The sequence below is a fragment of the Alteromonas sp. Cnat3-28 genome (genome assembly GCF_022348265.1).
GTDB lineage: Bacteria > Pseudomonadota > Gammaproteobacteria > Enterobacterales > Alteromonadaceae > Alteromonas > Alteromonas macleodii.
Genome location: NZ_JAKREY010000039.1, coordinates 1 through 8,875 on the forward strand (window position 1 = coordinate 1; position 8,875 = coordinate 8,875).

Below are 8,875 nucleotides of genomic sequence, written 5' to 3' on the forward strand. Positions count from 1 at the left end.
CTGTTGCTCTTCTTCTGCTGAGGCAAGCTTTGTTTGTAACTGCGATGCATTTTCATTCGACACTTTTAGCGCTTGCTCTGTCGGTTCTAGCTTGCTGGCTTTTTGGGAGGTAGCTTCTAGCTCTTCTCGTAATTGGGTAACTTGAAGTTGAGATAACTCTGCCTCTTGTATTTGCTCTTCAAGCTGCTGGGTAAGCTGATTACACTGCGTATCTTTTTCACTTAGTTTCGCTTTGGCTTCGTCAGCTTCTTTTGCCTTAGCACCTAGCTCTTTTGTTTTGGAGTCTAGACTTTGCAACAGCGTAGTGCACTCTTGTTCTTTTGCCGTTAGCTGCTCACTAGCTTTGCTAAAGGCTTGCTTCTGACTTTCTAGCTCGTTGCATAGTGCACTGTTTTGCTCTTCAGCTTTTGCTATCTGTTCTGCCTTTTCTGCAATCTGCAGAGTAAGCTGGTTACACTGTGTATCTTTTTCACTTAGTTTCGCTTTGGCTTCGTCAGCCTCTTTTGCCTTAGCACACAGCTCTTCTGTTTTGGCGTCTAGACTTTGCAACAGCGCAGTGCACTCTTGTTCTTTTGCCGCCAACTGCTCCCTGGCTTTACTAAGGGCTTGTTTCTGAGTTTCTAACTCGTTCTTAAGTGTCTGACTTTGCGCTTCTGCTTTTCTTTGTTGCTCCGCAAGCTGTTGAGTAAGCTGGTTACACTGCGTGTCTTTTTCACTCAGTTTCGTTGTGCTTTCTTTCGCCTGTTGATTAAGTGTTGTTATCTGTTGGTTCTTCTGCTGTACTGTTTTGCCAACTTGATTAAGTAACTTAGCGTTATTTTTAAACGTGTCTGAGTCTGGGCTCAAGTGAACTGAAAACTCGCCAAACAACTGACCAACTGATAGCGCATCATCGTAAAGCTCGTAAAGTTCGTCGTTATCAACCAGTGCCGCTGCAGCACTTAACGCCAGAATTTGATAAACCAAATTAGTGGATAGTTCGATATATATTTCTTGACTCTCTTTTTCAAATACTGCTTTTAAGAATGAGGCAGGATTGGCCAATATATCATCAATAGAACAAAGGCTAAGCGCGCTGTCTTGCTCAAAAATATTTAAAACGTCTTGAACATGCTTGCTATACTTCTGACAAATATCTTGAATAGTTGCGTCAGTAATTTCATTAGCTTGATTAGCAACTAATCGCTGCGTTAAATAGGTTTCTGGAGAACTATAAATAAGGAAGATGGCGATGTCGGCAAAGGCTGAAACACTTTTTTCAACGTCGTTACTAGCTTGAATTAGTAGGCATTCTGCATTTCTATCTAGTTCAGAGAGCTTGTTAATTAAATCATCTAAACTTTTCAAGCTTGCAGCATCAGAAACTGCAATTGTCGCGGTGGTAACACCATTACCTTCAACCAATGTTTTTATTGGCTCTAGCGAAAGCTCACCAACAGAAATAAGCACTGCACGTGGCATATTGCCTCCTGAGACTACCCTGAACTACTGTGTCCATTACAATTTCAATAGTGTAACGAGTTTGGTTGCCAATTAAAACTGTAATAAAACAACAATAGTACGTTTTGATTCCCTTCCATCCTATTCGTTTATTCTTTATGTGCTGATATACTGCGCCTCATATTTTTATATTGTGCAATCCATGGACGTTTGCCGATATCGACACAGAAATAGCTTAAAAAATGTATCAGTTATCGTATTTTCAAAAACTAGAACGGAAACTCTCCCCTCAAGAAGTAAGCATCCAAGCACCTAACAGTAATGTTAATTGGATCGTTTACCACGTGCCGAAGACAGCTGGAAGTTCTTTGAGGCAAAGTTTTGTTGATGCTTTGGGGCAACGAAAGGTGTTTGGTGTTTATAGAAATACCGGCGCTGCGGAACTCGGTTTAGGCAATCCCATTTGGATACCACGGAGTGCAAAAGTAGTATTTGGTCATTTTCCAACACACGTAGCACAGATGAAAATGTTCCCCAATGCGCAAAAAGTAACATGGGTAAGAGACCCGCTTGAACGAGCATGGTCTTTGCTGGGTCATTACTTAGCAACGAAGGATGAAAACGCGCAATATGCGTTTGTAAGAAATCACTATTTAGATAAAGGCATAACAAAAAAAGCCGATATTTTTGAACGCATAATCAAAGAAAATGCATTGGCGAAGAATATTTTTGTTTACGCGCATTATTTTGAAAGTATGCCTCTTGACGAGTTTGACTTTGTGGGCAGTACCACAAAAAATAATAACGATTTGAAGCGACTACAGAAGCTGCTTGGAAAGCCATTAGTAGAAGCAAAAGAAAATGTACGAAATAGTGCGTCGTCATTCCCTGGGGCGCTACGCTATTTGGAAAGTTACTTTGCATCTGAATATGAGATTGTTGCTGATTACCTTTAACTGTACACCTTTAACTTTAACCTAATTCACTCTAGGTTATAAAAAGCAGGCAAAACGCCTGCTGTTTGAATTGATATAGTCTGAAACCTAAATACTTACTTAGCGACGCGCCCATACCTATCAGAAAAACGTACAATATCGTCTTCACCAAGATATGCACCTGATTGCACTTCAATAAGCTCTAGTGGGATCTTTCCAGGGTTTTCAAGTGCATGAACCGCACCGATAGGGATGTAAACAGACTCGTTTTCTGTAACTAGCTGTGTTTCTTCATCAATAGTTACGTTTGCACTACCAGAGACGACAATCCAGTGTTCAGCGCGGTGGTGGTGCATTTGAACCGATAGTTTCTCGCCAGGCTTAACCGTAATACGCTTTACTTGGAAACGGGCGCCGCTGTCGATAGAATCGTAGCTTCCCCATGGGCGGAACACTTCACGGTGGAATTCAAACTCTGGGCGATGTTCGGCTTTAAGTTTGTTCACAACCGTTTTAATGCTTTGTGCATCGTCCTTATGGGCAACCATAACGGCATCTTTTGTTTCTACTACGATAACGTCTTCTAAACCAATTACAGAAACCAAACGCTGCTCAGCATTTACGTAACTGTTCTTAGTGTTTTCTAGAATAGTATCGCCTACAGTAGCATTGCCGTTTTCGTCTTTCTCTGCAGTTTCCCACAGTGAAGACCAGCTGCCCACGTCACTCCAACCAGCATCTAACGGCACCATGGCAGCGCTATCTGTTTTTTCCATTACCGCGTAATCGATTGAATCATCTGGACATGTCGCAAATATGTCGTGGTCAACACGGATGAAATCTAGATCTGGTGTTTCTGTATCGATAGCACGCTTACACACATCTAGCATTTCAGGGTAATATTTCTGTAGTTCCTCTAAGTAACGACTTGCCTTAAACATGAACATGCCGCTATTCCAGTAATAACTGCCCGAATCGACATACTCTTTTGCAGTTTCCAATGCAGGCTTTTCTACAAACTGTGCCACTTCAAAACCATCGCCCGCTTGCTCGCCAGCTTTGATATAACCATACCCCGTATGCGGTTGGTCGGGAACAATACCAAAAGTAACAAGTTTACCCTGCTCTGCTAGCTTCTCGGCTTTAGCAATAGCAGAGTGAAACGCTTGATTATCTTTAATAAGGTGATCTGCCGCTAATACAAGAAGAACAGGATCTTCGCCTTTAATCGTTGCGTGGAGCGCCGCTAGTGCAATTGCCGGTGCCGTATTGCGACCAACAGGCTCTAGAAGAATCCCCCCATGTTGGATATCTTTTTGACGAAGCTGTTCGGCAACTAAAAAGCGATGAGCATCATTACAAATAAAAATTGGATTCTGAGCTGGTGTGCCTTTTAAGCGTGTAATCGTATCTTGCAGCATGGTGCTGTCTGACGTGAGAGACAAAAACTGCTTTGGAAGCGCTGCACGAGATTTTGGCCATAAGCGACTACCTGAGCCGCCAGCTAATACTACTGGTTTCATTTGTAATATCCTTGATGTGTGGGTTCTTGGCCCACGTCCTAATAGTTATATATTCAGCTGATAGTATACAAAGGTTTGTATTGCGATTAAATGGCAAAAACTAAGTAGAAATTAAAATAGGGCTAAGTTCAGCACTTTTGCCCTATTTTTATCGTATTATTTAGTGTTTATCCAATAACTACTCAGCGCGAATAAGGGCCAACACTTCTTTAGTTTTTTCTTCCATTAATGAAATATCGCCTTTACTCTCTACATTAAGACGAATTACTGGCTCGGTATTCGATTTACGTAGATTAAAGCGCCAATCGTCAAACTCTAAGCCTAGTCCGTCAGTAGTATCGACAACGTTAGCTAAGGGTTGATACTTTTTAGTCACTTGGTCTAGCGCTGCGTCAGCATCTTTAAGTTTACTGTTTATCTCACCTGAAGAAGGGAAGGCTTTTATTCGCTCTTTCACCATGCTGGCTAGAGTTTGCTGTTTTACGCACACTAGTTCTGCAATTAATAACCATGGGATCATACCTGAATCACAGTAGGCGAAGTCGCGAAAATAATGGTGTGCACTCATTTCACCGCCGTATACGGCATCTTCTTTACGCATTCTTTCTTTAATAAATGCATGGCCAGTTTTTGACTTAATTGGTGTGCCGCCCGCGTTTACTACAATGTCTTCAGTGTTCCAATACACGCGTGGGTCGTAAATTATTTTGCTGTCGGCATTTTTCTCAATAAAGGCCTCAGCAAGAAGGCCTACTATGTAGTATCCCTCAACAAATTCGCCGTCTGCATCGAATAAAAAACAACGGTCGAAATCGCCATCCCAGGCTATACCAAAATCGGCACCTGAGGCTTTTACTGCATCGGCGGTGTCTGCACGGTTTTCTGGTAAAAGAGGATTAGGAATACCATTTGGGAAAGTACCGTCTGCGTTATGGTGGACTTTGACAAATTCAATTGGCACGTTCTGTCTTTTCATCTCATGCTCAATAGCATCGAGTGCAGGGCCAGCCGCACCATTACCTGCGTTAACCACAACTTTAAGGGGGGTAAAGTTATTAAGCTCAACGTACGACAGCATATGAGCCACATAATCATCTATACACGATTGTTTTAGGTACTGGTCGGTTTCTTCTAGTTTCTCTAGTTGAATATGCGCTAGCCCGTTGAAAAAAGCTTCAGCATCTATAATTGCGCCCGAAGTATAGTGAGATAATCGACCTGAAACGAACTCATCGCTTAATGCCTCGGCTCGCACCTTAATTGCGTTTAAACCTGTGTCGCCACTTATAGGAACAGAGCCGGCTTTAACTAGCTTCATACCATTGTAGTTTATTGGATTATGACTTGCCGTAACTTCTATACCACCGTCCACACCAAGGTGTTTGGTTGCAAAGTAAATTTCTTCAGTGCCAGCCATTCCAATGTCAGTCACTTTGGCACCAGCATCAATGAGACCTGCGCTTAGTGCTAGCTTTAAGGGTGTAGAGGTTAAACGAACATCACTGCCGACCACTACCGTTTTTGCACTCAATTCAGCAGCGAATGCATAGCCAATTCTGTATGCTACTTCCTCGGTAAGTTGCGTATTTAGTTCGCCTCGAATGTCGTAGGCCTTAAAGCACGTAATCTGGCTTCCCATCTCTCGTTTTTTCCTTGATTTCTTGGGTGTGGATAGATAAACAAATATTTACTGTGGATAGTTTACTTTAAAACGTGCTTCGACAGTAGACTTCAAATCAAGCACCTAATAGCTTACGCTGTAGTCGGAACCTTTTCTTTATGGAATAAAATTCTCTATCCAACAGATAGTTGTCAACGTTTTTCATCTCAATATTCAATCCATATCTTGTTTTCAGATAATGTAGTGCATTCCAACTTCTAGCTTTAACTTGGTGAACGCACTCTCTCGATAACACCAAGTCATTATTATTGTCAAAAAGCGTTCTTGTGGAAATATGCTCCGCTTTTGAACGCATACCCTCTCTATTCGCAATTAAATAGAATAACGTCCGAGTATTGGTTAAGCTTTTGTTTTTTCTCTTGACTGGCTTTAGAGTTGAAGCATCAACTTCTGAACCTGTAATTTCATTCAGTTTATTATAAAACTTTGTTAAGAAAGTTGAGCCCGAAACCTTGTTGCTATTAAACTCGGAGACATGAATTTTTGCTTTTCCTATTGCTTTTTCCCATATAGGTAAAATTCTATCAATTTGTAAGTATTCGAAATGCTGTAGGATAAACTCTGCAGGTTCGAGCGAACAAGATTGGCGTCTTACCCATTCTTTGTATTTATCATTGAAGTATTGAACTGGATCTTTAACAAAAACAATAAGATGTACTTCGAAACTATCGGCCAATAACTCAAGCGCTTCGGGTGCTATGTCTAATCGAAATAAATCTTCATGAGAAATAATTATGTTATTTTGAGACAACGCTTTGAGGTCTTTAATGACATCAGTGAACTTTTGTTTCGAGTAATGGTGCTTTTTGAGTAAATTACTTAAAGGCAAGTGGCGGTGACCAACTTCTTCATCGAAAATCAAGCCGATTTCCGGGTAAATCATATTATGTTTCCCCAGAAGTTCATTATTTAAGAAAAGTGAATCTTGAATTGAAGACGAGCCAGTCTTGTGCATTCCTGAATGAATGATCAATTTCTTATTTTTAGGCTTAATAATTTCCCCCTTCTTATGAAATCCTAAGCTTTAGGTTCAACCTAACGTACATTGACTCCGGTATATATAAAAATATTTCAGACTTCAATACAACTAATGAGTTTTAACCGAGTACAAAACGGTTCTAATTACCACTTATAGAATCCAACAACCCCAATACCTGCTCATCACTAGACTTAGCTTGAGCTCGAACAGAAATGCTCGCCTGTTCAACTATTTGTGCTTGCGTAAGTAATGCAGTTTCTGAAGCGAAGTCAGCGTCAGTTATTTGAGAGTGAGCGTTGCTTATATTCTCAAGGCCAATTGCGTTATTTCTAATAGCGGATGACATCTGATTAATTTTAGCACCGTAGAAAGCTCTACTTTCTCCGACTATCTCAAGCGCACTATCTATCTGTGTAAGCGCGTTTTCAGCGTCACTTTCACTTTGCAACGAAGTGCCGCCTAGCCCGAGGTCTGTTAATGTAGCGGGTGTTTTGGTAAGTTCAATGAAGTCAGTACCAACACCTAATTGATTGGTTGAAGTAATATCAACGGGCCCTAAGCTGAAATTTTGACTGTCTCCGTCCCCAAGCGATGTCCACGAGGCTGTTACACTAAAAGAGCCTGTGCCGATAACAGAAATAATGAGCGGTTGTGCATTGCTCGTAATTGTAAGGTTTTCATTTAGGTTACCGCTGGCGTTCTGATCCCCAGTGAATGAAATGGTATTGCCGTCTATAGTAGCGCTTCCGACGGTTAATAAATCACTATCGTCGTAGGATGCCGAAGGGCTATAGCCGTTTGTCGGAAGAAAGAATGTCCCCTCAATGGCTGATGAATTCACTACACCGTAAGCCCCCCACGTAGCTGCCGAAAGCGGCGTACCCGCTAGGTGCTTTCCGTCTACGGTAAACACCTGAATATCGTCGTTAGCGCCATTGTCATGTAAATCTATTTGAATGTTTGAAGAGCCAGCCGGTATGTATGCAATAGATCGCAGTCCACTTGTCATACTTTGAGCCACACCGTTAGTAAACGTGTCACTAATTGAGGGTACGTTCGCTGAAAGCAAATCAGTGTCACCTACCAGCGGCAAGTGGTTAAAAGCTTCCGTGTTGTAGGCAATGCCATTAAGTGCATTTTTGAGTTGTTGGAATTCTTTGTCTAGAGCTGCACGGTCATTTACCGCATTTACGCCGTTTTGCGATTGTATTGCCAATTGCCGCATTCGTTGCAGTATAGCGGCAGACTCTTGCAGCCCACCCTCAGCGATTTGCGCGTAGCTGATACCATCATTTAGGTTTCGATTAAGCTGGGTATACGCCTTCTTCTCGGAAGCGAGTCTATTGGATATCTGAAGGCCTGCACTGTCGTCAGCAGCACTGTTTATTCTTAACCCAGAGCTCAAGCGCTCTAGACGGGTGGATAGTGCTGTATTTTGTAAAGTTGAAAGACCTAGAGACTGGTAATTTCCTGAAACCGATAGCACGTTATTTCCTTTACGCTTTTATCTTACTTAAATTAAATTGGCATAGTTTATATGTAGGTTTCAGCAATAAGCACGCCAACTAACCCCTTACGCGCGTTAAAAACGATAATCTAACTTTATTCCAAATAGCTTCCGGCACTTACCTAAAACAGCACGTTCAACGCTAGACTTTAAATATATGTTCGGTAATGTGATATAGCTGTACAATTTTAGTACAACCCAATAAATACTATGGAGTCACGCCTTATGGTGAATAAGAAGGAAATTATTTTGGCCCTAGCTTTAACTGGATATTCGCTGTGTGTTTTTGCGGATACTGCGGCATTAAACGATGCGGCCATGAAGTTATGTGATAAGAGTAAAATGTGTATTGGCAAGGAGATGAGTGCTAATGACGAATTTCCACCTGAGATGAAAGCTATGATGTCAAATATGATAGATGAGATATGTGGTCAGTATATGAGCATTGCTAATTTAGGTGATGAACATGAGCTTATTGAGCCCGCCACTGATTGTCTTAATTCAATGGCTAATCAAAGTTGCGATGCGCTTCTTAACTCTGATGAAGAAACAGCCGCTTGTAAGCGGTATTCTGAACTGGCCGAGAACTATTAGAACAATGGAATAGTTAGACGTTCTTTTAGTCCTTCCTGTGTATGGGGAAGTGTATGGGGAAGTGTATGGAACGTATCTCACACTTTGATTTATACCAATTGTCTTAAAAGTTTGATCTAATAGTGGTATTCATATTCGAGTGATTTTGATATGCATACAGCCGACGACTTTAAACAATTAGCAAAGCAAACCTCCAACGGGCAACTGCGAACCCGC

The 8,875-nt window shown here is 41.5% G+C and carries 7 protein-coding genes; 2 read left to right on the forward strand and 5 right to left on the reverse strand.

Going from position 1 to position 8,875, the window contains the following annotated elements; all coding sequences use genetic code 11:
- Positions 1 to 1,461: hypothetical protein (locus MHM87_RS19445; protein ID WP_239260769.1), on the reverse strand; the 1,461-nt coding region annotated here is incomplete at its 3' end.
- A gap of 347 nt (positions 1,462 to 1,808) precedes the next feature.
- On the opposite strand from MHM87_RS19445, the gene MHM87_RS19450 reads away from it, so the two are divergent.
- On the forward strand, positions 1,809 to 2,396 hold the full coding sequence (locus tag MHM87_RS19450; RefSeq protein WP_239260771.1) for a hypothetical protein: 588 nt from the start codon (positions 1,809 to 1,811) through the stop codon (positions 2,394 to 2,396).
- A 95-nt stretch (positions 2,397 to 2,491) separates the two neighbouring features.
- On the opposite strand, the gene MHM87_RS19455 is transcribed toward MHM87_RS19450, so the two are convergent.
- The 4 genes from MHM87_RS19455 to MHM87_RS20015 all read right to left on the reverse strand — a co-directional run bounded on the left by MHM87_RS19455 (position 2,492) and on the right by MHM87_RS20015 (position 8,044).
- Positions 2,492 to 3,898: a mannose-1-phosphate guanylyltransferase/mannose-6-phosphate isomerase gene (locus MHM87_RS19455; protein WP_239260773.1), complete on the reverse strand. Its 1,407-nt coding sequence runs from the start codon at positions 3,896 to 3,898 to the stop codon at positions 2,492 to 2,494.
- Between the two features lie 178 nt (positions 3,899 to 4,076).
- Positions 4,077 to 5,537, reverse strand: coding sequence for a phosphomannomutase CpsG (locus MHM87_RS19460; protein WP_239260775.1), 1,461 nt, complete (start codon positions 5,535 to 5,537; stop codon positions 4,077 to 4,079).
- A gap of 97 nt (positions 5,538 to 5,634) precedes the next feature.
- Positions 5,635 to 6,462, reverse strand: coding sequence for a hypothetical protein (locus MHM87_RS19465; protein WP_239260777.1), 828 nt, complete (start codon positions 6,460 to 6,462; stop codon positions 5,635 to 5,637).
- Positions 6,463 to 6,697: 235 nt separating this feature from the next.
- A complete protein-coding gene (locus tag MHM87_RS20015) occupies positions 6,698 to 8,044 on the reverse strand; it encodes a flagellin (RefSeq protein WP_239260779.1) in 1,347 nt (448 codons plus the stop codon).
- Positions 8,045 to 8,290: 246 nt separating this feature from the next.
- On the opposite strand from MHM87_RS20015, the gene MHM87_RS19475 reads away from it, so the two are divergent.
- Positions 8,291 to 8,659 carry a hypothetical protein gene (locus MHM87_RS19475; RefSeq protein ID WP_239260781.1) on the forward strand — a complete coding sequence of 123 codons (369 nt, stop codon included), beginning with the start codon at positions 8,291 to 8,293 and terminating at the stop codon, positions 8,657 to 8,659.
- Positions 8,660 to 8,875 lie beyond the last annotated feature (216 nt).